This window comes from Alteromonas sp. AWM4_230 (assembly GCF_056158305.1).
In genome coordinates, this window is record NZ_JBSWTB010000001.1 from 1632582 (window position 1) to 1655578 (window position 22997).

General features: G+C 47.0%; 19 protein-coding genes. All 19 read left to right on the forward strand.

The genetic code is table 11. The features are described 5' to 3' along the window. Positions 1-5 precede the first annotated feature (5 nt). Positions 6-464 carry a division/cell wall cluster transcriptional repressor MraZ gene (gene mraZ, locus ACXACS_RS06930; protein WP_024016783.1) on the forward strand — a complete coding sequence of 153 codons (459 nt, stop codon included), beginning with the start codon at positions 6-8 and terminating at the stop codon, positions 462-464. After that, on the forward strand, positions 461-1402 hold the full coding sequence (gene rsmH / locus ACXACS_RS06935) for a 16S rRNA (cytosine(1402)-N(4))-methyltransferase RsmH (protein WP_474805347.1): 942 nt from the start codon (positions 461-463) through the stop codon (positions 1400-1402). The genes mraZ and rsmH overlap by 4 nt, the downstream gene beginning before the upstream one ends. After that, positions 1399-1734, forward strand: a complete 336-nt coding sequence (ftsL, locus tag ACXACS_RS06940) for a cell division protein FtsL (protein WP_118492788.1) — start codon at positions 1399-1401, stop codon at positions 1732-1734. Before rsmH ends, ftsL begins: the two co-directional genes overlap by 4 nt. Further along, on the forward strand, positions 1731-3506 hold the full coding sequence (locus ACXACS_RS06945) for a peptidoglycan D,D-transpeptidase FtsI family protein (protein WP_474805348.1): 1776 nt from the start codon (positions 1731-1733) through the stop codon (positions 3504-3506). The genes ftsL and ACXACS_RS06945 overlap by 4 nt, the downstream gene beginning before the upstream one ends. Next, entirely contained in the window at positions 3496-5076 is a 1581-nt protein-coding gene (locus ACXACS_RS06950; protein ID WP_474805349.1) for a Mur ligase family protein, read from the forward strand. Before ACXACS_RS06945 ends, ACXACS_RS06950 begins: the two co-directional genes overlap by 11 nt. Continuing rightward, on the forward strand, positions 5073-6482 hold the full coding sequence (locus tag ACXACS_RS06955; protein WP_474805350.1) for a UDP-N-acetylmuramoyl-tripeptide--D-alanyl-D-alanine ligase: 1410 nt from the start codon (positions 5073-5075) through the stop codon (positions 6480-6482). The genes ACXACS_RS06950 and ACXACS_RS06955 overlap by 4 nt, the downstream gene beginning before the upstream one ends. Further along, a complete protein-coding gene (gene mraY, locus ACXACS_RS06960) occupies positions 6476-7558 on the forward strand; it encodes a phospho-N-acetylmuramoyl-pentapeptide-transferase (protein WP_014950432.1) in 1083 nt (360 codons plus the stop codon). Before ACXACS_RS06955 ends, mraY begins: the two co-directional genes overlap by 7 nt. Positions 7559-7579: 21 nt before the next feature. Beyond that, on the forward strand, positions 7580-9076 hold the full coding sequence (murD, locus tag ACXACS_RS06965; RefSeq protein WP_474805351.1) for a UDP-N-acetylmuramoyl-L-alanine--D-glutamate ligase: 1497 nt from the start codon (positions 7580-7582) through the stop codon (positions 9074-9076). Continuing rightward, complete coding sequence (gene ftsW / locus ACXACS_RS06970) at positions 9073-10497, forward strand: cell division protein FtsW (RefSeq protein WP_474805352.1); 1425 nt, start codon at positions 9073-9075, stop codon at positions 10495-10497. The genes murD and ftsW overlap by 4 nt, the downstream gene beginning before the upstream one ends. Then, positions 10490-11620: an undecaprenyldiphospho-muramoylpentapeptide beta-N-acetylglucosaminyltransferase gene (gene murG / locus ACXACS_RS06975; RefSeq protein ID WP_474805353.1), complete on the forward strand. Its 1131-nt coding sequence runs from the start codon at positions 10490-10492 to the stop codon at positions 11618-11620. The genes ftsW and murG overlap by 8 nt, the downstream gene beginning before the upstream one ends. Then, positions 11620-13065, forward strand: coding sequence for a UDP-N-acetylmuramate--L-alanine ligase (gene murC / locus ACXACS_RS06980; RefSeq protein WP_474805354.1), 1446 nt, complete (start codon positions 11620-11622; stop codon positions 13063-13065). Before murG ends, murC begins: the two co-directional genes overlap by 1 nt. A gap of 1 nt (position 13066) precedes the next feature. Next, positions 13067-14050 carry a D-alanine--D-alanine ligase gene (locus ACXACS_RS06985; RefSeq protein WP_269916831.1) on the forward strand — a complete coding sequence of 328 codons (984 nt, stop codon included), beginning with the start codon at positions 13067-13069 and terminating at the stop codon, positions 14048-14050. A gap of 2 nt (positions 14051-14052) precedes the next feature. Then, positions 14053-14823 carry a cell division protein FtsQ/DivIB gene (locus tag ACXACS_RS06990; RefSeq protein ID WP_474805355.1) on the forward strand — a complete coding sequence of 257 codons (771 nt, stop codon included), beginning with the start codon at positions 14053-14055 and terminating at the stop codon, positions 14821-14823. 7 nt (positions 14824-14830) lie between these two features. Next, a complete protein-coding gene (gene ftsA, locus ACXACS_RS06995) occupies positions 14831-16060 on the forward strand; it encodes a cell division protein FtsA (RefSeq protein ID WP_474805356.1) in 1230 nt (409 codons plus the stop codon). A gap of 109 nt (positions 16061-16169) precedes the next feature. Then, on the forward strand, positions 16170-17336 hold the full coding sequence (gene ftsZ, locus ACXACS_RS07000; protein WP_474805357.1) for a cell division protein FtsZ: 1167 nt from the start codon (positions 16170-16172) through the stop codon (positions 17334-17336). A 213-nt stretch (positions 17337-17549) separates the two neighbouring features. Next, positions 17550-18461 (forward strand): UDP-3-O-acyl-N-acetylglucosamine deacetylase, encoded by a 912-nt coding sequence (gene lpxC / locus ACXACS_RS07005; RefSeq protein WP_474805358.1) that lies wholly within the window; start codon positions 17550-17552, stop codon positions 18459-18461. 207 nt (positions 18462-18668) lie between these two features. Further along, a complete protein-coding gene (locus ACXACS_RS07010) occupies positions 18669-19547 on the forward strand; it encodes a peptidoglycan DD-metalloendopeptidase family protein (RefSeq protein ID WP_474805359.1) in 879 nt (292 codons plus the stop codon). 178 nt (positions 19548-19725) lie between these two features. Then, on the forward strand, positions 19726-22434 hold the full coding sequence (gene secA / locus ACXACS_RS07015) for a preprotein translocase subunit SecA (protein WP_474805360.1): 2709 nt from the start codon (positions 19726-19728) through the stop codon (positions 22432-22434). Further along, positions 22434-22817 carry an 8-oxo-dGTP diphosphatase MutT gene (mutT, locus tag ACXACS_RS07020; protein ID WP_474805361.1) on the forward strand — a complete coding sequence of 128 codons (384 nt, stop codon included), beginning with the start codon at positions 22434-22436 and terminating at the stop codon, positions 22815-22817. Before secA ends, mutT begins: the two co-directional genes overlap by 1 nt. Positions 22818-22997: the final 180 nt, after the last annotated feature.

Consider the following 22997-nt stretch of genomic DNA (forward strand, 5'->3'; position numbering starts at 1 on the left):
GGGGAATGTTCCGCGGCGCTAACGCAATCAATCTGGATACAAAAGGCAGACTGGCTATACCGACGAAGTATCGTCAGTCGCTGCTGGATGATTGTCAGGGACAACTGGTCTGCACAGTCGATACACAACAAAGTTGTTTGCTGCTTTACCCACTTCCCGAATGGGAAGAGATTGAGCTAAAACTCTCTAAACTTTCAAGCATGATCCCAGCCGAGCGTCGCTTGCAGCGATTGCTACTAGGTTATGCTTCAGAAGGCGAGATGGATAAAAGCGGACGTATTCTTATTCCTACTCCACTGCGAAGTTTCGCAAAACTCTCAAAAGAAGTCATGTTAGTTGGTCAGTTAAACAAATTCGAAATTTGGGATGCCGATATTTGGGCGCAACAAGTTGAAGCTGATATAGACACCGAACGCAAAGGCGAATTTGAACTTACCGAACGATTACAGGACTTTTCTCTATGACGCAGCCTAGCGAATTTAAACACATTTCAGTACTGCTTGATGAGTGCATTGAAGCGCTGGCCATTAAACCGGACGGCATTTATATCGATGCTACGTTTGGACGTGGTGGGCATTCAGCACATATTTTGAAGGCTTTAGGTGAAAATGGGCGTCTCATCGCTTTTGACCGTGACCCGCAAGCAATCAAAGCGGCGGAACGCTTCGCTGAAGATAAGCGTTTTAGCATTATCCATTCACCGTTTGGTGATATGGCAGAAGAAATCGAAGCGCTAGGGCTAACCGGTAAGATTGACGGTGTGCTTATGGACTTAGGCGTATCTTCACCTCAACTTGACGATGCTGAACGCGGCTTTAGCTTTCTTCGTGACGGCCCGCTGGATATGCGTATGGACACCTCACGTGGACAAAGTGCTGCAGACTGGTTGGCTAGCGCAGAAGAGCAAGACATAACACAGGTCATTAAAGAGTTTGGCGAAGAGAAGTTCGGCAAGCGCATTGCTCACGCTATTGTTAACACACGTAAAGATACACCTATTACCCGTACTGCTCAGCTTGCCAAAATCATCGATGAAGCCGTACCTGTAAAAGACAAATTCAAGCATCCTGCAACCCGCGCATTCCAAGGTATCCGCATTTATATCAATGCTGAGCTAGAGCAACTTCGCGTGGGTCTTAAAGCTGCCACACAAGTGTTAGCAAAAGAAGGCCGATTAGCCGTTATTTCATTTCACTCGTTAGAAGACCGCTTAGTAAAGCGTTTCATTAAGGATCAAAGTAAAGGGAAAGTTGTACCGCACAATTTACCGATAACCCAAGCTGAAATAGATGCAGATAAAGTGCTCAAAGCTCTGGGTAAAGCAATAAAACCCTCAGAACAGGAGATTGCGAACAACGTTCGCTCCCGCAGTTCGGTATTGCGTGTGGCAGAAAAGTTATGACCAAAGCCATACCAGACAAGGCCAGCACTAATTTCAAATTACTGCTCATTATTGTTTCAGATTTGACCCGCAACAAGTTGCGGGTTTTGTTGTATTTAATGGTTATCACAAGTGCTATGGCGGTAACGCTTAGCAGTCACCACAACAGACAGCAAGTCATCGCCCTTGAAGACCTAATGCAAGAGAAAGATGAGCTTGATGTTGAGTGGCGTAACCTGGTGCTTGAGCAACGGGCGTTAACTGAGCACAATCGCATAGAAAACCTGGTTGAAAAGCAGTTAGAAATGTACCGTGCCACGGCAGACGATGAAGTAGTGGTGAGGCTGAAATGAGTACATCTGCACTTTCTCGCAAGCGCAACAAGACAGGCGCAAAACAAAATGTGACGCCAAGCCTAGTACACTGGCGTTTTGTGGTTGTGCTTATTGTGATCATGCTAGTGTTTGGTGTGTTAGCCGCACGGGCTGCTTACATTCAAGTTATCGAACCTGATGAGCTTATTCAACAAGGCGACAACCGCACGCTTAGAACCCGTGACATGCCAACTTATCGCGGCTTGATCACCGACCGAAACGGTGTTGAACTGGCGGTAAGTGTTCCTGTTCGCGCCATTTACGCAGACCCTAAGATTATCCATGAGAACAACGGCTTCGAGGAAGAACGCCGCTGGGAAGCGCTGGCAGATGTACTGCGCCAAGACGTAAATGAATTGAAAGATAAAGTGGCAAACCCTAAACGCCGCTTTGTTTATTTGCAGCGTCAGGTGTCGCCGGCTATGGCAGAATACGTTGATAAACTGGACATTCCAGGCATTTATCTTCGCCGTGAAAGCCGCCGCTACTATCCTACCGGTGAGGTGTCAGCACAGTTAATCGGTGTTACCGATGTGGATGACACAGGTGTTGAAGGCTTAGAGCGCATGTATAACGAGTGGCTAACGGGCACCCCTGGCTCTCGTAAAATACGCCGTGATGCGAAAGGCCGTCAGGTAGAAATCTTAGAAACTAAATCTGGTGAAAAAGCCGGTGACCTGCAGTTGACTATCGATCAGCGCATTCAAGCACTTGCTTACAAAGAAATTAAAGAAGCCATGATTTACTATCAATCAAGTTCGGCTTCCGCCATTGTCATCGATGTAAAAAGCGGTGATGTATTAGCAATGGTTAACGCGCCTTCATTTAATCCGAACGACAGAAGCAAATTGTCTGCGCATAGAATGCGTAACCGAGTTATTACTGACGCGTTCGAGCCGGGTTCAGCATTGAAGCCGCTGGCCGTGCTTACTGCATTAGAATTCGGTGAAGTTGAGCCTGAAGATTCAGTAAACACCCACCCAGGTTGGATGCGTTTAGGCGGCAGTCTAGTAAAAGACTCACGCAACTATGGCGAGCTAACGCTAGAAGAAATTATTCAGCACTCCTCGAACATGGGCACATCTAAACTGGCGTTGTCTGTGCCTAAGCAGTTCCTGCTGGATACCTACTACAACATGGGCCTTATGAGTGATACTGGGCTTAATATGGCGGGTGAAAGTAGCGGTATCTTTCATGAGCGCAGTCGCTGGTCTGAGTTTGAATTAGCCACGCTGTCGTTTGGGTACGGTATCTCTGTAACTACAGCACAGCTAGGGCGTCTTTACGCTACATTGGCAAACGGCGGTACAAAAACACCACTAAATATCATCAAGTCACCAGAGCAACCTTCGTGGCAAGCTCAATCAGAACGCGTGATCAGCGAAGAAAATGCAAAAGCCATTGTTCAAATGATGGAAAGCGTAACCCAGCGCGGTGGCACGGCAACCAAAGCTGCAGTTCCAGGTTATCGAGTAGCGGGCAAAACAGGTACCAGCCGCAAAGCAGTAGCCGGCGGTTACGGGGAAGAGTACGTCAATATTTTCGCCGGTATTGCACCAGTGTCTGACCCAAGACTAGTGACTATTGTGTTGATCAACGAACCCGGCGGCGATTTGTATCACGCGGGGGATACCGCTGCACCTGTCTTTTCATCAATTATGGGTGGTGCACTGCACATGCTAAACGTAACGCCCGATGACAAGCAGGTTACTTCTAGTCGCTTATTGAAAGGAGGTCAAAGTGGTAGTTAGTGCCTTTATTCAAAGTATAAAAGCCTTGTTAGCGAAATTTGGAGTGGATGCTCCCGATATTCGCATTGAGGGTTTAACTCTAGACAGCCGAGAAGTGAATACACGCTTAGCGTTTGTTGCGGTGAAAGGCCACGAACGCGATGGTCGCGATTTTATACCCCAGGCAATAAGTTTAGGGGCCCGTGTAATTCTGGCGCAAACTGAAGACAGTCGCGCTCACGGTCAAATGGAAATGCGTGACCACAGCGTCATCATTTCGCTTTATGAACTACCGCAAATGCTCTCTGCATTGGCTGCTGCGTTTTATGACTACCCTGCCCAGAAAATGACAACGGTAGCAGTGACAGGAACTAATGGAAAAACCTCCACAGTTCAACTGCTTACCCAGCTTAAGGATGCATTGGGTACCCGTTGCGCGAGCATAGGAACCTTAGGAAGTAGTGTGTTTGAGGGCGATGAAACTCAGTGGTCGAACACGCCAGCGGCAAATACCACCCCCGATGCCATACGTATGCAATATTTGTTGGCAGACTTTGTGCAGAGCGAAGTGCGCCATACGGCCTTTGAAGCAAGTTCTCACGCATTGGTTCAAGGACGTCTTGGTACAGTAAAAACCGATATCGCTGTTTTCACCAACCTTACTCGTGACCACTTAGATTATCACGGCACAATGGAAGAGTATGGCAGAGCCAAGCGCTTGCTACTTCAGCAGCCAGGTTTAAAGGCTGTGGTATTAAACGCTAACGACGATGAAAGTAAGAAGTGGGATGGCGCAGCAGATAAGACGATTACACGAATCTGGACAGGAATAGACGAAGGTGGTCTGGATGGAAGCGGTCTGGATGAAAACGGTGACAGTGAGTTCTTGCGAGAGCATAACAATCCTCAAAGTCGCCATTGTTTCGCCACAAATGCTTCTTATCATGCAGGTGGATGTAGCTTTGAACTGTTAAGTTCGTGGGGAAGCGCTGCTATTTCGCTGCCACTATTTGGAAAGTTCAATATCAGCAATGTACTTAGCGCTATAGGTACGCTACTCGCTGAGGGTGAGCGTTTCGATGACGTGGTTAACGCGGTAAATGCAATCACGCCTGTACCCGGGCGAATGGAAGTTTTCCCTGTAACGGGTGCTGCTAACTTGGTGGTGGACTACGCGCACACGCCAGATGCACTAGAAAAAGTGCTGCTAAGCGCCAAATTCCACACCGCGGGCAAAGTATGGTGTGTGTTTGGTTGTGGCGGAGACCGAGACAAAGGTAAGCGACCACTAATGGGCCAGGCTGCTGAGTCAGGCGCTGACGCTATTGTGATCACCACCGACAACAGCAGAAGCGAAAGCCCTGAGTCTATTGCTAAGGACATCATTGCGGGCTTAAAAAACTCTGAGCTGGCAGTGTCTATTCCCGACCGCGAGCAAGCTATTCGCCACTGCCTTAAGCATGGGCATGAAAGCGACATCATCATTGTGGCCGGAAAAGGCCATGAAGATTACCAAATTATCGGTGACAAAAAGACTAACTATAACGAACGTGCAGTTGTGGCGCGACTGCAACAGGAGTACAGCAAATGATAACAACAACGCTGTCATGGATAGCCGAAAAGGTTAATGGAAAATTATTAAAAGGTGCTGCTGACGTTGAAGTGTCAGCGGTAAGTACCGATACCCGCACCCTTGAAGATGGCGCAGTTTATTTGGCCTTGAAAGGCCCGAATTTCAATGGCCATGATTTTATTTCAACGGCTGAGAAAGCGGGAGCTAGCGCGGTTATTGCCAGTGAAGACGTAGCGACCACGTTACCTGTCATCATGGTTGAAGATACCAAAGAAGCGCTTGGCCTCTTAGGCGCGGCCGTAAAATCACACGTGGCGCCCAAAACGATTGCTATCACCGGAAGCAGTGGTAAAACCACCGTAAAGGAAATGTGCGCGGCTATTTTGGCGCGAAGAGGAAATGTATTAGCCACAAACGGTAACTTCAATAATGATATCGGTGTGCCGCTAACCCTTTTACGCCTAGAGCCTCAGCATGAATACGCGGTTATGGAGTTAGGCGCAAATCACATTGGTGAAATTGCCTATACCACGAACCTTGTTAAGCCGGACGTAGCGACTATCGTAAATGCCGCCGCTTCTCATCTAGAAGGTTTTGGCAGTTTGCTAGGCGTGGCACGCGCTAAAAGCGAAATCTTTAAAGGCTTAGGCAGTGACGGTGTAGCGATAGTCAATGTTGATAGCCAGTTTGCTGAATTTTGGCAAGGCAAACTTAAACAGACCAAAACGCTAACGTTTTCGCCCCAGCAGAAAAACGATGCTGACTTTAGAGCAGAAGATATCACCATTGGATTAGATGGGTGCGCCGAATTCCACTTGGTTTGCCCGCAAGGTGATATGTCTATTCAGCTTACTATTCCAGGCGTTCACAACGTGGGTAATGCACTTGTAGCTGCCGCATTAACCCTGCAAGTTGGCGCAACATTAGAAAACGTGCGCGACGGCTTACTTGCCATGAAGCAAGTTAGCGGCCGCTTAAATGTAAAACAACTTACCGAACAAGTTCGCCTGTTAGATGACACCTACAACGCCAACGTTGCGTCTGTTAATGCAGCAATTGATACGCTAAGTAGCTTTTCAGGCATCCGCGTTCTTGTATTAGGCGATATGAAAGAGCTGGGCGAAAAAGCGCGTTATTACCACGAGCAGGTAGGGGAATACGCTAAACAAAAAGGAATTAATTACCTGTATACCATGGGTGTTTTGAGTCAATCAGCGAGTGCTGTGTTTAATGAAAACGGTGGTCATTTCAGCGATGTTGAAAGTTTGTTGGCCGCAATGGAGAGTGATTTGTTAGTGCAGCAGCGCGATATTTCAATTTTAGTTAAAGGTTCACGCAGCTCCAAAATGGAGCGTGTGGTAGAGGCGGTAGAGGCCTCTGCGCTGGGAAAGCACGATAGCCGTCGGGAGCGAATAGCATGTTAATTTGGCTAGCCGACTGGCTGACACAATTCGATTCAGGGTTTAACGTATTTTCATACCTTACCCTTCGTGCAATTTTAAGCACGCTGACCGCATTACTTATTGCCATTCTAATTGGCCCTAAGATGATTCGTTATTTGCAGCGCATGCAAATTGGTCAAACTGTACGAGACGATGGCCCGCAAAGCCATTTATCAAAATCAGGCACACCCACAATGGGCGGGTTACTTATACTCGCAGCAATTGTAGTAAGCGGCCTGCTTTGGGCTGACCTGACTAACCGTTATGTGTTGGTAACCCTTACCGTGGTTGTGGCCTACGGTATTATTGGGTTTGTCGACGACTACAGAAAAGTGATCCGCAAAGACTCTAAGGGGCTCATCGCCCGTTGGAAGTATTTCTGGCAATCGGTAGTTGCATTAGGGGTTGCGTTCTATCTATATAGCAGCGCAACGATAAGCGCTGAAACCTCGCTGCTAGTGCCTTTTTTCAAAGAAGTGTTCCCGCAGTTAGGGGCGTTCTTCATCATCATTACTTACTTTGCCATTGTAGGCACAAGTAACGCGGTAAACCTTACCGATGGACTGGATGGACTTGCCATCGTTCCAACCATACTAGTCGCGGGCGCATTTGCCATTTTTGCCTATGTGACAGGCAACGCGAACTTTGCTGAATACCTGAATATTCCTCATATTCCGCTTACTAGTGAACTGGTGATTGTGTGTACCGCTATGGTCGGTGCAGGCTTAGGCTTCTTATGGTTTAACACGTACCCAGCACAAGTTTTTATGGGCGATGTTGGTTCACTAGCACTAGGCGGCACATTAGGCGTGCTTGCAGTACTAGTGCGTCAGGAACTGGTATTAATCATTATGGGTGGTGTTTTTGTTATGGAAACCCTGTCGGTCATCCTTCAGGTAGGTTCTTACAAATTGCGTGGTCAGCGAATTTTCCGCATGGCCCCTATTCACCACCACTATGAATTGAAGGGCTGGCCAGAGCCGCGGGTTATCGTGCGTTTTTGGATCATTTCAATCATTTTGGTGTTGGTGGGTCTTGCTACCCTCAAACTTAGATAAGCGGTAAAGAGATAAATCGTAATGTCGTATAACGTACGTGAGCATAGTTATGTAGTCGGTGGCCTAGGTGTTACAGGTCAGGCTTGCGTGCGCTTTTTGTTGCAAAAGAAAGCAACGGTTAAAGCGTTTGATACCCGTGCTAATTTTACTGCACCTGCTGATCTTGATACTGACATGCAAGCGTTTATGGCAGACAAGGTCACTTGCCATGCCCTAAGCGAAGATTACTTTGATGGTGTAAACACCTTGGTGTTAAGCCCGGGGCTTGCTCTGGATATTGAACAAGTGGCTTTAGCGCAAAAGTGTGGCGTTGAGGTGATCGGCGATGTTGAGTTGTTCGCCCGTTTAAATGCCAACACGAGCAGTACTGCGCCAACTAAACGCGTAGTCGGCATAACCGGTTCTAACGGTAAAACCACGGTTACTCTATTAGTGAACCATCTGCTTAAAAGCTGTGGTGTAAAAAGCATTGAAGCGGGCAATGTAGGCCGCCCTGTGCTTGAAGCACTACAAAGTGATGCAGATGTAGTGGTGATGGAGCTATCAAGTTTTCAACTTGAAACAACCTCTAGCCTTGTGCTTGAAGCTGCTACTGTGCTTAATATTTCCGATGATCACCTAGACCGTCATATCACCCTTGAGGCATATATTGATGCTAAGCATCGCATTTTTGATAACGCAAAATCTGCGGTTGTGTGGCGAGACGGTGAGTTTGTAGCGCCAGACGAGCAGATTATTGCTGATGCTAAGGCTAATGTTGCATTAAACGCCGTATCTATTGAAGATTCGCTAGCGTCAATGAATATCATTGAATATGGGCTGGGGGAGTCGACCACAGGGTTTGCGATTGCGTCATTTAACGGTGACAGTAACACGCTTAGCGATAAACAAGGTCTATACATCACGTTTAACGGCGAAAAGCTTATTGCCCTTAGCGATATTCACTTAGCGGGCATGCATAACGTTCTAAACATCATGGCTGCATTAGGCATCTGCCTTCAGCTAGGTGTTTCGCCAGAGCTAGCGGTTAAACATCTACACAGTTTTAAAGCAGCACCACATCGGTGTGTGGAAATAGCCAGTGTAAACGACGTTCGCTATATCGACGATTCCAAAGCAACCAACATTGGTGCCACGGTCGCAGCTCTTGAAGGGTTAGCCCCGACTATACAAGGGAAGCTTATTCTTATTGCAGGTGGTGACGCTAAAGGCGCTGATATAGCGAGCCTCTCGCCTTATCTAACTAAATATGTATCGCATGTGTTTGCTTTGGGCAAAGATGCACACCTGTTTGAAAAGAGCTTTGCGCATACCACTCGTGTGGCAACCATGAAAGATGCCGTAAAAGCAGCAACAAGACTTGCTGCCCCTGGTGATGTAGTGCTGCTTTCTCCGGCGTGTGCAAGTTTAGATATGTTTAAAAACTATATGCATCGCGGTGACGTGTTTAAACAAGACGTGCACGACCTACATAATTTACACAGTAAGGGCAAGGGCGCTGTGGAGGCTGCATCATGATGACTGCCTCTACTAAACTTAGCGCGTTATTTGCCGCGAAGCACGACGGGCAGCCCTCGGTAACGCAACCCTATGATGTAACGCTGATCTTGATTGCGCTTGCACTGATGAGCATTGGGGTTGTTATTGTTACCTCGGCGTCTATGCCGGTGGCAGATAGGCTGCACGACAATCCCTTCTACTTTGCTATTCGCCACGGTATTTATATTGCGTGTGCCTTGACGGCTGCAATGATAACCCTTCAACTGCCGATGCAGTTTTGGCGTACCACTAACCCGTACCTGTTACTCGCGGCGATTGCGCTGCTCGTAGCAGTATTGCTTGTTGGTCGAACAGTGAACGGCAGTACCCGTTGGTTAGTCATCGGTCCTATTACGGTGCAAGCCGCTGAACCTGCTAAACTCTACTTTTTCGCTTATCTAGCAGGGTATCTGGTTCGCCGATACGAAGAAGTTACCGAGAACCTAAAAGGCTTCATAAAGCCCCTTGTGGTGTTCTTTGCACTTGCAATGTTGCTTTTGCTTCAGCCCGACTTAGGTACAGTAGTCGTGATGTTTGCCACCACAATTGGCCTGTTGTTTTTAGCAGGTGCACGACTTTGGCAGTTCTTTGCATTGGTGTTCGCGGGCATATTGGCGGTTGTAGCGCTTATTGTGTTTGAAGAATACCGAATGAAACGGGTTACCTCATTTTTAGATCCTTGGGCCGATCCATTTGGTGCTGGTTATCAGCTTACCCAGTCTTTAATGGCCTATGGCCGTGGTAACTGGTTTGGGCAAGGCCTGGGTAACAGCTTACAAAAATTAGAATTTCTGCCAGAAGCGCACACTGACTTTGTTATGGCTATTTTAGCTGAAGAGCTCGGCTTTGTTGGCGTACTTGCCGTACTTGGCCTTATTTTATGGATGGTATTGCGTGCACTGAGTATTGGAAATAAGGCACTTGAAAAAGGGCGAGCGTTTGATGGTTACATGGCTTACAGCATAGGCATCTGGTTCAGTTTCCAAACGGCGGTAAATATTGGTGCAAGCGCCGGTATTCTGCCAACCAAAGGGTTAACACTGCCGTTGGTTAGCTACGGTGGCTCGTCACTTATCATTATGTCAGTAGCGGTAGCCATATTACTTCGAATCGATTTTGAATTACGCGTTGATGGCGTACAGGCGATTGGCCGAGGAGACAGCAAATCCGGTAAAAGCAAAGCCCGACGTAAAAAGCCTATTCCTACAAGCGCGTCTCAATCTAAAGCGGCACATGCTGATGATGGAGCGAGTGTAGAGAGCAATAAAGATGAAACAGACTTTTCTACAGCGACGGTTGAAGCTAAACCTAGCGCCAAAACATCAAGTGCGGAAGATGAAGGCAAGGCCGGCATTAAAGCCATACTCGCGCGCGTAGCGCAGGAGGCTGATAATGGCTAAGCGTTGCTTAATTATGGCTGGTGGTACAGGCGGGCATGTTTTCCCTGGTCTTGCGGTAGCAAACGCGCTTCGAAATGAAGGCTGGGACATTCATTGGCTAGGCACTGCCGAGCGAATGGAAGCGCAGGTTGTGCCTAAGCACGAGATACCTATTCACTTTATTCCGGTAAAAGGGCTTCGTGGCAAAGGTATGTCGGCACGCCTTCAAGGTGCTGTCGCTTTAGTAAAAAGCTTATTTTCTGCAAGACGAATTATAAAACGTCTACAGCCGGATATTGTTATTGGTTTTGGCGGCTATGCGAGCGGTCCTGGCGGCGTTGCAGCGAAGAGCTTAGGTATTCCTGTGATAGTGCATGAACAAAACGCAGCGGCTGGCATGACTAATAAGCTTCTCAGTAAATTTGCAAGCCGTGTGTTGCTTGGCTTTAACGATGCTAAAGAACAATTTTCAGGGGTTGCAGATAAGGTGCATACTGTTGGCAATCCTGTTCGCGATGAAATTTGGCAGGTGATACCTAAACCTGTAGACATTAACGCAGACGCTCGTGCAAACACCTTTGAAAACACTAGTGAGCACAAGCAAGGTTTAAATATGCTTGTAGTTGGCGGCAGTTTAGGTGCACAGATTTTGAATGAAACTGTGCCTGAGACATGCGGTGTCCTAGAAGGTTTATCAATAAAGCACCAGTGCGGTAAAGGCAACAGTGAAAGTGTTGCTCAAGCTTATAAATCCGTAGGCGCTGATATGGCGAAAGTTGATGTCAGTGATTTTATTGATGATATGGCCGCAGCCTATGAATGGGCTGACTTTATTGTCTGCAGAGCCGGTGCGCTTACGGTGAGCGAGGTTGCAGCTGCAGGACGCGCGGCGATTTTCGTTCCGCTACCTTTTGCGGTGGACGATCACCAAGCCAAAAATGCGCAGTCGTTGGTGAAGCAAAATGCGGCACTGATGATTGCTCAATCTGTATTGAAAGAAAATTTGGGGCAGGCGGTGCGTCAGTGGTTAAAACACCCTGAAGACTGCTTAAGAATGGGTGCTGTAGCGAAAATATGTGCAAGCACTCATGCCACGGAAAATGTAGTAAGCCACGTTAAAAGCGTGGTAGGAGTAGGGGACTAATGGTTTTTAAAACCCCATTTGAAAGCCCGCAAATGCGCCGGGTTAAAAATATATTCTTTATTGGTATCGGCGGTGCCGGTATGGGTGGTATTGCCGAAGTATTACTAAACGAAGGTTATGCTATTGCTGGCTCTGACATTCAAGAAGGGCCAATGACCCAGCGCTTAAGCGAATTAGGTGCTGATGTTAAAATAGGTCATCGCGCGGAAAATGTCGAAGGCATGGACGTTATTGTGGTTTCTAGCGCCATCAATGAGCAAAACCCAGAAATTATCGTAGCTCGTGAAAAGCGCATTCCGATCATTCGTCGTGCAGAAATGTTGGCAGAGCTGATGCGCTTCCGCCACGGTATTGCAGTAGCGGGTACCCATGGAAAAACGACCACAACCAGTTTGATTTCTACGATTTTCGCAGAAGCTGAGTATGACCCTACCTTTGTTATTGGTGGCCTGCTTAATAGCGCTGGTACGAATGCGCGACTAGGCAAAAGCCGTTATCTAATCGCCGAGGCTGATGAGAGTGACGCGTCCTTCCTTCACTTGCAGCCAATGGTATCGGTTGTAACCAATATTGAAGCGGACCATATGGATACCTATGGTGGCGACTTCTCGAAAGTAAAAGATACCTTTGTTGAGTTTTTGTCAAACCTACCGTTTTACGGTCAGGCCATCGTATGTGGTGACGATGCGAATATTCAAGAGATTCGTCCTCGCATAGGCCGAAGTATTCTCACCTACGGCTTTGAATCTCATAACGACTATCGTGCAGAGAATATTTCACTGTCATTTGGTAAAGCGAGTTTTACCGTTATTCGACCAGAGCGTGAACCGTTAGATATTACGTTGAACCTCACCGGTAACCACAACGTGCTTAATGCCCTTGCTGCTATTGCTGTAGCAACGGATGAAGGTGTAGATGACGACGCTATCATTCGCGCGCTAGCCAGCTTTGGCGGCATAGGCCGTCGTTTCGAGCAGCTAGGTACGTTTACTACCAGTAAAGGTGAAGTTTGTTTGGTGGATGACTATGGTCACCACCCAACGGAAGTTAAAGCGACTATCGCTGCGGCTCGGGCAAACTGGCCTGATAAACGCTTAGTTATGGTTTATCAGCCCCATCGCTTTACGCGAACCCGCGACCTCTATGAAGATTTCGTTGAAGTGCTATCTAGCGTCGATGCACTGTTGCTTCTAGATGTATATGCCGCCAGCGAACAGCCTATTGAAGGCGCTGACAGTAAAGCACTGTGCCGCTCCATACGTCAGCGCGGCCAGATAGAGCCTGTTTATGTGGGCGATAAAGAGGCGCTGCCAGGTATTTTGGCGAATATCATACAGGATGGCGATATCGTCATGACCCAAGGTGCCGGTAATATCGGACAAATTGCTAAGCTTCTAGCACGCCATGAGTTAGAGCCTGCCACACTTGCTAAGGAAGGGGAATAACATGATTAGTCCTTCGGTAAGTGCTCGCTCGCAGAAAACTCATTCGCCCAGCGAGTACGGTAAAGTGGCTGTGCTGCTTGGTGGTGACTCTGCAGAGCGCGAAGTATCACTTAATTCAGGTAACGCGGTATTAAAAGCGCTATTGAGGCAAGGCGTGGATGCCTTTGGTTTTGACCCAGCAGAGCGGCCGCTTACGGATCTTCTTGAATTAAACGTCGACAGAGCACTAATCATGCTTCACGGTCGCGGCGGTGAAGATGGCTCTATGCAAGGGGCCCTTCAGTTCCTAAAAATTCCCTATACGGGGAGCCCAGTTTTAGGCTCTGCGCTGGCAATGGATAAAATTCATACTAAGCAAGTGTGGCAAAGTTTAGGTTTACCCACTGCAAAATATGAAATTGCTGATAAAAGGCACTTTGAAGCTGGTAAGTGCAGCGCTATAATGGATAAATTGGGGAATGAAGTCATGGTAAAACCGGCCAGAGAAGGGTCGAGTATTGGCATGGCGAGAGTGACAAGCGCTAAACAACTCGAAACTGCCATTCAGGACGCCTTTAAATACGATAATCAAGTCCTGTTAGAGCAGTATATAGACGGCCCCGAATTCACTGTTTCTGTTTTACAGGGGCAGGCGTTGCCGTCTATTCGCATGTCTACTCCACATACGTTCTATGATTATGCTGCGAAATATCAGGATAATACAACAGAATACTATTGCCCAAGCGGCTTGTCTGAAGAGCAAGAAGCACAGTTAGCAAAACTGGCATCTCGTGCTTTTGACGCTATTTCTGGCAGCGGTTGGGGAAGAATTGACGTTATGCAGGACAACCAAAGGCAATTTTACTTGCTAGAGGCGAACACAGTACCTGGCATGACAGAAAAGAGTTTGGTGCCCAAGGCAGCCAAAGTTGCAGGATTAACATTTGACGAACTGGTACTAAGTATTCTTTCTACCAGTTTTGATGACGTTGCAAACAAGGCGTAAACGTGGCGGATACCAATACTAACCAAGTTAAGTCTGCTTCTGAAAAAGGCGGAAAAAGCAAAACGGCAGTGTGGGGCGGTGTCGCGTTCTTACTGTTTGTAATTGCTGGGTTAGTATTTGGCGGGCTTAAAGCAAACCAGTATTTGCAAGACGAACAGCAAATGCCGGTTCAGGTTATCGATTTTTCTGGTGATTATCAGCACATCGATATTACCAAGCTAGAGCGGTTAATACGCAAGGCGCAGCCTGGAAGCTTTTTTGCGCTTGACGTAAACGAAGTATTTGAGCTTGTTGAAGCGCAGCCTTGGGTTTATCGCGCGTCAGTAAGAAAGAAGTGGCCAAATACGTTAAAAATTTATTTGGTTGAGCAGCAGCCGGTTGCGCAATGGAATGAAGATTTGTTGTTAAACCCTTATGGGGACACGTTTAACGACGAAGGCGTGAAGCTTGATTTGCCGCGCTTGTACGGTCCGGGCGGCAGTGAAAAAACCGCCCTCGAAGGCTACAACGCGATGCACGCGTTAATAGCAACAACAGACATGACAATTGATGAATTGTCACTGAGTGAGCGATTTGCGTGGCAAGTGCAGTTGGAAAACGGCATTAAATTGAATTTAGGGCGTCAGGAGTTTATCGATAGGCTACAAAGGTTTATTGATGTTTATCCACTTTTGGCGCAACAAGAGAAGGCGGTGAAATACGTCGACCTTCGCTATGACACGGGCGTTGCAGTCGGATGGAAAGATGACAGCGCCACAGATGAAGAGAGTTAAGGAAACCATGTCAAAACCTGCTGAACGCAATTTGATTGTAGGGCTAGATATCGGCACCAGCCAAGTAAAGGCCGTGGTGGGTGAATTACTAGAAGACGATCAAATCAGTATCGTTGGCGTGGGCACCCATGCATCGAAAGGCATGGATAAGGGCGGCGTTAACGATTTAAACCTGGTCGTTAAGTCAGTACAGCGTGCAGTAAACGAGATGGAGTTAATGGCAGATTGCCGTGTATCTTCAGTTTTCATGTCTATCTCGGGGCGTCACGTAAAATGCCAAAACGAAAACGGCATGGTACCGATTAACAACCAAGAAGTAACACAAGAAGATGTAGATAACGTTATTCATGCGGCGCGCAGTGTGCCAATTGCTGCAGAACGTCGTTTACTTCATGTGTTACCTCAAGAGTTTACCATTGATGTACAAGAAGGTATTAAAAACCCTATCGGTATGTCAGGAGTACGAATGGAAGCCGACGCCCACATTATCACCTGCGCCGACGATATGGCGAAAAACATGGTGAAATGTGTAGAGCGTTGTGAACTGAATGCCGACCAGCTGATTTTTTCAGCGTTGGCGTCAAGTTATGCTGTGTTAACTGACGACGAGCGAGAGCTTGGCGTGTGTGTGGTTGACATTGGTGGCGGCACTATGGATATGGTTATATTCACAGATGGTGCGATTCGCCACACGGCAGTTATACCGGTTGCGGGTAATCAAATTACTAGCGACATTGCTAAAATATTTAGAACGCCTATCAGCAATGCAGAAGAAATTAAGGTGAATTATGCCTGTGCATTGAAAGATATGGTGAGTATGGAAGACAGTATTGAAGTACCTAGCGTGGGCGGGCGCCCGGCTAGAGTGATGTCTCGACATACGCTAGCTGAGGTGATTGAACCTCGCTATCAAGAGCTTTTTGAGCTGGTACATGATGAAATTCGTGCCAGCGGTCTGGAAGAGCAAATCGCAGCAGGTCTTGTACTTACTGGTGGTACCGCTAAGATGGAAGGTGCTGTGGAATTTGCCGAAGAACTTTTCCAGATGCCCGTGCGCGTGGGCAAACCCATCGACGTAAAAGGCTTGTCTGAATACGTTGATGATGCTGGCTTTGCAACAGTCGTAGGGCTGCTGCAATATGGCAAAGTACAATCTGATAATAAGAAGTCCAGTACGCAGAAAACCGGTGAAAGCTTATTTCATCGAGTGCAAAGCTGGTTTAAAGGTGAATTTTAATTTTATTTTGGGGGCGCTATAGCTACGGCATTAAGGCTAGCAGGAAGCAATTAGCCTAAGGGAATGACCTGGCGTAGTGTTTAAAAAGACGTACAACCGGAGAGTAAGTATGTTCGAATTAATGGATAGTCACGGCGAAGAAGCCGTAATCAAAGTCATCGGTGTCGGTGGCGGCGGTGGTAATGCCGTTGAGCACATGGTGTCTCAAAGCATTGAAGGCGTAGAATTTATCGCAGTGAATACTGACGCACAGGTGCTTCGTAGCTCAAGTGCAGACGTAACACTTCAAATTGGCTCAAGCGTAACCAAAGGCTTAGGTGCAGGTGCCGATCCAAATATTGGCCGCGAAGCTGCGCAAGAAGACAGAGAAACCATTCGTCAGGCGCTAGACGGTGCCGATATGGTTTTCATCACGGCCGGCATGGGCGGTGGTACAGGTACAGGTGCAGCACCTGAAGTGGCGAAGATCGCCCGAGAAATGGGTATTCTTACGGTAGCGGTAGTGACTAAGCCCTTCCCATTTGAAGGTAAAAAACGTACCTCGTTTGCTGAACAAGGTATTGTTGAGCTAGCTAACAACGTTGACTCGCTTATTACTATTCCGAATGAAAAGCTATTAAAAGTGATGGGTCCAGGCACGCCGCTTCTGCAAGCATTTAGCGCAGCAAATGATGTTTTGCGCGGCGCAGTTCAAGGTATTGCGGAGCTAATCACTCGCCCTGGTCTGATCAATGTTGACTTCGCAGACGTACGTACTGTTATGTCTGAGATGGGTAAAGCTATGATGGGTAGCGGTGCAGCAAGCGGCCCAGACCGCGCTGAAGAAGCCGCTGAATCAGCGATTGCTAGTCCATTGCTTGAAGATATCGACTTGTCAGGCGCGCGCGGTATTCTTGTGAATATCACTGCGGGTCCGGATTTCGCTATCGATGAGTTTGAGACTGTAGGTAACGCTGTTAAAGCGTTCGCATCAGAAAATGCGACTGTGGTTGTCGGTACCGTTATCGATATGGAAATGACAGATGAGCTTCGCGTAACGGTTGTTGCAACCGGTATTGGCGCAGAGCGTAAGCCTGACATTTCATTAGTAAGCGCAGAAGGTTCTCGCCTTACACAGCCGGCTAAGGAATACGGTAATTCACAAACAAGTGAACCGCGTTCTGCAGTAGGTGGTACAGAAGGCAACCAAGCGCTGAAAGCTGACGACAGTGCTCAGCCAGACAACGATTTAGAGTATTTGGATATTCCTGCGTTTCTTCGCAAGCAGGCAGACTAATTTAGCTGCCTGAAAAGGAAGGGAATTATTTTACGTTTGTGTTGTCTTACTTAGTAAGGTGTATTTACACAGCGTGAAGAATTTCGCGTGAATAGGTTAAGAAAATGCGTAATCTGACAGGGTGAAACTTGCCAGAACGGGTGTTTTTTGACATGTGAGTAATAACTCACTATAATTCGCGCCCGCTTTTTTAATAGGTAAAAGCTTAAGCAGATGATTAGACAACGTACAATCAAGCAATCGGTACAAGAGACCGGAATTGGGCTTCATAAAGGGGAAAAGGTCACAATGACTCTCCGACCTGCGCCAGCAAACACGGGTATCGTGTTTAGGCGTGTTGACCTTGAACCACATGTTGACATACCTTCGCGTGCGAACGCGGTAGGTAATACCATGCTGTGTACGTGCCTAAACAACGAAGACGGTGTAACTATCCAAACGGTAGAGCACTTAGCGTCTGCACTTGCAGGTTTAGGCATCGACAACATTATTGTTGAAGTAGACAGTAACGAGCTGCCAATTATGGACGGAAGTGCTAGCCCGTTCGTATTTTTACTTCAATCTGCTGGTGTTGAAGAGCTAAACGCGCCTAAGCAGTTTATTCGTATTAAAAAGCCAGTTCGTGTAGAAGATGGCGATAAGTGGGCCGAGTTAGTGCCTTACGACGGCTTCCGTGTTGATTTCCAAATTGACTTTGACCACCCTGTGATCAGTCAAACTCGTCAGCATATGGTGATGGATTTCGATTCGTGTTCGTATGTTAACGAAGTGAGCCGTGCGCGTACCTTTGGCTTCATGCGCGACTTAGAATACATGAATGCTAACAATCTAGCGTTGGGTGGCAGCATGGAAAATGCAGTAGCGTTAGATGAGTTCCGCGTGCTTAACCCTGAAGGGTTACGCTACGATGATGAATTCTTGAAGCACAAGATTTTGGACGCTATTGGTGACTTGTATCTTGGCGGCCACAGTTTGATTGGTGAATTGCGTGCGTACAAAACAGGCCATGGTCTGAACAACAAACTACTAAACGCAGTACTTGCGCAAAAGGAGTGTTGGGAGTTTGTGACCTACGACTCGCAGGAAACGGCACCCATTCGTTATGCTCAACCCGCGTTAGCGTAAAAATTTAGAAAAGCCGCCTAACGGGCGGCTTTTTTTCATATGGCAATTACTGAAATAAATGATACAGTAGCCAAATAATTAATATAAATTTCACCCATGCGACAAAAAACTATAAGTTGAAGGTTGTCGCCTTTGGCTAATACACATTCATAGTGTTATGAAGTGGTATGAAAAAGAGTGGCGTGAAACAGCAATTTTCTTCGTGGTATGAAATTAACAATCACATTAGCAGGTAAAAACAAACGCTACAGGCACAGCATTAGTGTTCGTACGCTCGTGAGCGCGACCGTGCTCTCGTCTATTTTTATGCTAGTGTCGAGCCGTTCTACAGAATCTGTGTCGGAAGATGTCGCACGGGTTCGTTTAGCGCAAACTGAAGTCAGCGAAAAACAAAAAGACGTTGAAGCGCTAAAGCAACAAACAACGATAAAACTAAAAGCTTTGCTTTCTCATGTAGCAGAATTGTCTGCACAGGCCTCGCTACTTGACGAAAAGGGCAAGCAAATCGCAACAGAATTAGGTATGTCAGCGGCTGACCTGGACGCTTTCGTACCGGTATCGATACCGGAAAACCTCCAAGACGACCCCATCCTTCATGATATAGCCAAACTAGAGCAATCACTTGATTTAAAGTCTCAACAGTTGTCTATGCTTGAAAGTTTGGTAAGGGGTCACCATATCAACGAACAGAGCCAATTATCTGGTCGTCCGATAGAGTCAGGGTGGTTGTCTTCTTATTATGGTATGCGGGCCGACCCGTTTACTGGCGAACCTACTATGCACAAAGGGCTAGACTTCGCGGGTAAAGCAGGGGAAAACGTAGTAGCAACTGCCGCAGGTATTGTAACCTGGGCGGGTGAGCGCTATGGCTATGGCCAACTAGTAGAAATTGATCACGGTGATGGCTATGTTACCCGCTATGGGCACAACGACACCCTTACTGTTTCAATAGGCGATGTGGTGACCAAAGGGGAGCCAATTGCAAAAATGGGCAATACGGGGCGCTCAACTGGCGTTCATGTCCACTACGAAGTAATAAGAAACGGAAAACCAATCGATCCTCTGCCTTTCGTTTACAAAAAGTAGCGTAGGTAGCAGCCAGGTAATTCTCGTTGATGATGCCTTGTTAGTTAAGTCATTTGAAGCGAAGAAGCATAATTTAAGAACATCGCAGAACACAACGCATTTAATATTGTGTTTTATACGTTTAATTTAGCTGTGCACGATGTGCGGCGCCTCGACAAGTAGTGGAATATAAAAGCTAATGTTTTCAAGCATCCTTCGAAAAGTATTCGGTAGTAGAAACGACCGATTATTAAAAAAATTACGCAAAAACGTAGATGCCATTAATGCACTGGAAGCAGAATTTGAAAAGCTTTCCGATGAGGCGCTAAAGGCTAAGACGGACGAATTTAAAGCCCGTATCGAAAAAGGTGAAAGCCTAGATAGTATCCTTATTGAGGCCTTTGCTACGGTACGTGAAGCCAGTAAACGTGTTTACGGTATGCGTCACTTTGACGTGCAAATGCTTGGCGGTCAAGTACTGCACGAAGGCAAAATTTCGGAAATGCGTACCGGTGAAGGTAAAACCCTTACGGCTACTTTGCCAACTTACCTTAATGCCCTATCGGGCAAAGGTGTTCATGTTGTTACCGTGAATGACTACCTAGCACGTCGTGATGCTGAGTGGAGTAATCAGTTATTCATGTTTTTAGGTATGCGCGTAGGTTGCAACGTACCGGGTATGTCACCTGAGCAAAAGCGCGACGCTTACCAAGCAGATGTTACCTATGGAACCAACAACGAGTTTGGTTTTGATTACCTGCGCGACAATATGGCGTTTAGCCCGCAAGATCGCGTTCAGCGCCCGCTTAACTATGCGGTAGTGGATGAAGTTGACTCCATCCTAATCGACGAAGCCCGTACGCCACTTATTATCTCTGGCCAGGCTGAAGATAGCTCAGAATTATATCGCCGTATCAACGTCATTATTCCTAAGCTTGTTCAGCAAGAAAAAGAAGATGAAGAAGGCCAAGAAGGCGATGGTGATTACACTATCGACCTTAAAGCAAAACAAATACACCTTACCGAGCGCGGTCAATTACACGTTGAAGAGATACTTCATGAAGAAGGCTTATTGCCTGAAGGTGAGTCGCTGTTCGCTGCTGGTAATATTTCATTGCTGCACCATATCAATGCGGCACTTCGCGCGCACAAGCTGTTCGCGAAAGACGTAGATTACATTGTTAAAGACGACCAAATAGTCATTGTTGACGAGCACACGGGTCGTACGATGGAAGGCCGTCGCTGGTCTGAAGGTTTACACCAGGCCGTAGAAGCGAAAGAAGGTGTTCGTATTCAAAACGAAAACCAAACCCTTGCTTCAATTACCTTCCAGAATTACTTCCGCTTGTATAACAAGCTTGCGGGTATGACAGGTACTGCCGATACAGAAGCCTTCGAATTTAACCATATTTACGGCTTAGAAACGGTAGTTATCCCGACAAACCGTCCTATGCAGCGTAAAGATATGGCTGACCTTATCTACCTAACGGCAGAAGAAAAATACGAAGCTATTGTTGAAGACATTAAAGAGTGCGTTAAACGCGGTCAGCCCACCCTTGTAGGTACGGTTTCTATCGAGAACTCAGAGCTGATTTCTCGCATTCTTAAAAAGTCGAAAATTCCTCATAAGGTGCTAAACGCAAAGTTCCACGAACACGAAGCTGATATCGTTGCACAAGCTGGTAAGCCAGGCGCGGTTACGATTGCGACTAACATGGCAGGTCGTGGTACCGACATCGTGTTAGGTGGTAACTGGCAAGCGGAAGTTGAGAAAATTGAAAATCCAACTGAAGCGCAAATCGAAAAGATCAAGGCTGAGTGGAAGAAGAGCCACGACGCAGTACTTGAATCTGGTGGTTTACACATTATTGGTACAGAGCGTCACGAGTCTCGCCGTATTGATAACCAGCTTCGCGGTCGTTCAGGCCGTCAGGGTGACCCAGGTTCAAGCCGTTTCTACCTGTCATTAGACGATGCACTAATGCGTATCTTTGCCTCTGAAAAAATGGGCAATATGATGAAGCGTTTGGGCATGGAGCGCGGTGAAGCTATTGAGCACCCATGGGTAACGCGCGCCATTGAAAATGCACAGCGCAAGGTAGAAGGCCGTAACTTCGATATTCGTAAGCAGTTGCTTGAATACGATGATGTAGCCAACGATCAGCGTAAAGTTATTTACGAGCAGCGTAATGAACTTCTTGATGAAGGTGATATTAGCGAGACTATCGCAGCTATTCGTGAAGATGTTATCTCAAGCGTTGTCGATGAGTACATTCCGCCGCAGTCACTAGAAGAAATGTGGGACGTAAGCGGCCTTGAAGAGCGCATGCGTGCCGACTTCGCCGTAGATCTGCCAATTAAGACTTGGCTTGAAAATGACGACAAGCTTTACGAAGAGAAGCTTCGTGAGCGCATTTTAGGTGAAGTGGTCAGTGCCTATAAGCAAAAAGAAGAAGTGGTAGGTGAACAAGTACTGCGTCAGTTTGAAAAAGCGGTAATGCTTCAAAACCTAGATAGCCATTGGAAAGAGCATTTGGCAGCAATGGACCACCTACGCCAAGGCATTCACCTACGTGGCTATGCACAGAAGAACCCTAAGCAAGAATACAAGCGTGAGTCGTTTGCACTGTTCTCGCAAATGCTAGAAGCACTTAAAGTTGAAGTAATCACTATTCTTGCGCGTGTAAAAGTACAAGCCGAAGAAGACGTGCAAAAAGTAGAAGAGCAGCGTCGTCAAGCTGACGATGTGCCTAAGAACTTTGAGCACGAAGAAGCGAGTGCGACGCCAGAAGAAGCAAGTGACAAGGTACGTACGCAAGTTCGCGAAGGTGCGAAAGTAGGCCGTAACGACCCATGCCCATGTGGTTCGGGTAAGAAGTATAAGCAGTGTCACGGAAAGCTTAAGTAATGAAAGTGGTACACGTTGCTGTGGGTGTTATCGCCCGCGGCGATGAAATATTTATTACCCTTCGCCCTGACGATGTTCATCAGGGCGGAAAATGGGAATTTCCTGGCGGCAAAGTGGAAGCGGGTGAAACCGTTCTACAAGCGTTAAAGCGAGAGCTTGCTGAAGAAGTAGGTATTAGCGTAAACCACAGTGAACCGGTGATTGTGATAACCCATGATTACGGTGACAAGCAAGTTAAACTAGACGTTCATCGCGTATGTGACTTTAACGGTGAACCTCATGGCAAAGAAGGCCAACAGTCGCGGTGGGTCAATGTGCAGGCGCTTAACGCGGCAGACTTCCCAGAAGCGAACGTTCCTATAATCAACGCATTGCAAAGCTGATACCTGGTATACTTATATAGTTATACAGCTAACAGCAGAAGCGAAGCATCGTTAAAATATCAAAGCGGCTAATAGCCGCTTTTTTCTTATACTTAGGTATAAGTTAATCATTTCTAAGTAGTTTATCACCAAAAAACTTTACCCTAACGTTAGCCCTATTAGACTTTTGTACTTTGACAA

Bases quoted from the DNA above. Each gene is read 5' to 3' on its own strand.
- mraZ (WP_024016783.1), top strand. From the start codon at position 6: ATGTTCCGCGGCGCTAACGCAATCAATCTGGATACAAAAGGCAGACTG.
- rsmH (WP_474805347.1), top strand. From the start codon at position 461: ATGACGCAGCCTAGCGAATTTAAACACATTTCAGTACTGCTTGATGAG.
- ftsL (WP_118492788.1), top strand. From the start codon at position 1,399: ATGACCAAAGCCATACCAGACAAGGCCAGCACTAATTTCAAATTACTG.
- ACXACS_RS06945 (WP_474805348.1), top strand. From the start codon at position 1,731: ATGAGTACATCTGCACTTTCTCGCAAGCGCAACAAGACAGGCGCAAAA.
- ACXACS_RS06955 (WP_474805350.1), top strand. From the start codon at position 5,073: ATGATAACAACAACGCTGTCATGGATAGCCGAAAAGGTTAATGGAAAA.
- mraY (WP_014950432.1), top strand. From the start codon at position 6,476: ATGTTAATTTGGCTAGCCGACTGGCTGACACAATTCGATTCAGGGTTT.
- murD (WP_474805351.1), top strand. From the start codon at position 7,580: ATGTCGTATAACGTACGTGAGCATAGTTATGTAGTCGGTGGCCTAGGT.
- ftsW (WP_474805352.1), top strand. From the start codon at position 9,073: ATGATGACTGCCTCTACTAAACTTAGCGCGTTATTTGCCGCGAAGCAC.
- murG (WP_474805353.1), top strand. From the start codon at position 10,490: ATGGCTAAGCGTTGCTTAATTATGGCTGGTGGTACAGGCGGGCATGTT.
- murC (WP_474805354.1), top strand. From the start codon at position 11,620: ATGGTTTTTAAAACCCCATTTGAAAGCCCGCAAATGCGCCGGGTTAAA.
- ACXACS_RS06985 (WP_269916831.1), top strand. From the start codon at position 13,067: ATGATTAGTCCTTCGGTAAGTGCTCGCTCGCAGAAAACTCATTCGCCC.
- ftsA (WP_474805356.1), top strand. From the start codon at position 14,831: ATGTCAAAACCTGCTGAACGCAATTTGATTGTAGGGCTAGATATCGGC.
- ftsZ (WP_474805357.1), top strand. From the start codon at position 16,170: ATGTTCGAATTAATGGATAGTCACGGCGAAGAAGCCGTAATCAAAGTC.
- lpxC (WP_474805358.1), top strand. From the start codon at position 17,550: ATGATTAGACAACGTACAATCAAGCAATCGGTACAAGAGACCGGAATT.
- ACXACS_RS07010 (WP_474805359.1), top strand. From the start codon at position 18,669: ATGAAATTAACAATCACATTAGCAGGTAAAAACAAACGCTACAGGCAC.
- secA (WP_474805360.1), top strand. From the start codon at position 19,726: ATGTTTTCAAGCATCCTTCGAAAAGTATTCGGTAGTAGAAACGACCGA.
- mutT (WP_474805361.1), top strand. From the start codon at position 22,434: ATGAAAGTGGTACACGTTGCTGTGGGTGTTATCGCCCGCGGCGATGAA.